The sequence below is a fragment of the Pedobacter quisquiliarum genome (assembly GCF_014642175.1).
Classification (GTDB): Bacteria; Bacteroidota; Bacteroidia; order Sphingobacteriales; family Sphingobacteriaceae; genus Pedobacter; species Pedobacter quisquiliarum.
In genome coordinates, this window is the sequence record NZ_BMIL01000025.1 from 1 (window position 1) to 1,209 (window position 1,209).

General features: G+C 43.2%; 2 protein-coding genes. Both read right to left on the reverse strand.

Features of this window, described 5'->3' with window-relative positions:
• Positions 1-958 (reverse strand): DDE-type integrase/transposase/recombinase (locus IEW69_RS16815; protein WP_229663668.1); only part of this gene is annotated, 958 nt, incomplete at its 3' end.
• The coding region (locus tag IEW69_RS16820) for a transposase (RefSeq protein WP_188628036.1) at positions 955-1,209 on the reverse strand (255 nt) is incomplete at its 5' end. The genes IEW69_RS16820 and IEW69_RS16815, both read right to left, overlap by 4 nt.

The following is a 1,209-nucleotide window of genomic DNA, read 5'->3' on the forward strand; positions in this document are numbered from 1 at the left end:
GCTGTAATATCTCATCAGTAATGTCTTTTAGCTGATTATTTTTGGTGTCACATCTCGTTGGCGATTGCATTGCTGTTGCCTGACGTCTTTTCTCTATTGTAGCACCAATGTTTTGATCCCATCTCTGTTTTGGAGTCATCCCGATTGTCCGATGATTTCTTTTGTTATCGTACCAGGTTCTGTGTGCTGCCAAGGTATGTTTTGCATGATAAAAGCTATCAAACTCATACCGATCGACCACTTCCCGCTGAACGATGCTGTGAAAAGCCTCTATATATGAGTTTTCTTCTGGTGTGGCCACATGGGTAAACTCCTGGTTAGCCTCTGCTGATCTCAGGTATTGCTTAACGCGGTTGGCAATAAACTGCGATCCGTTATCATTCCTGATCGTAACCCCTTTTATTCCATATTGCTGCCCTATCCTTCTGAAAGCGTTAATGACATCCATTTGTTTGATGCTTTTTTGAAAGATCTGATCCACCGTTCTTCTGGAGAATACATCCAGGATGGTAAGCAGGTAGTAATTGCGTCTATCGGCATGTACATAAATGTATTTAATATCCAAACAAAGGTATTCCATTGGGTAGCTTGCCATGATCTTGCGATGCTGAACAAACTTGCGTTTACCACTGGTGCGGATCACTTTGCCTAGTAGCAGGTTCTGCTCATCCATTAGTCGATAGACCTTCTTTTCATTGATATGGTAATCTAGTTTTCGCAGTTCACCGGTGACATTTTCATAGCCATAACAGCAAAATTCCTGGGATAGAATATCCTTTATCTGCTCAATTACGACCTGATTTTCGACCATGGATCCATCCAGCCTTAACGTGTGGGTGCTCGGCTTTGCTCCGCGTTTCCCATCTCTGTTCTTATAATAATAAACACTTCCAGCCAGATCTACCCACGATAAAAGTGTACGGGTAGGGAGTAATTTTTTATACTGCTCTACAATCATCTTCTTAGTTTGGTTTGGATGGGAGTTTTTTTTAAAAGCTCTGATTTAACTTCAATCTCAAGGGCCTGTCTGGCAATGATGCGTTTCAACCGCTCATTCTCCTCCTCCAAGGCTCGCACCGTGGGATCTACCCGAGGGTATGCAGGCTTCAAGCCTTCAACACCTTTAGCCAGATACTTACTCCGCCACTTGGCAAATAAAGATGGTGATAGATTGTACTTGCGACAGGTAGCAGTGGTGCCTTCACGTTG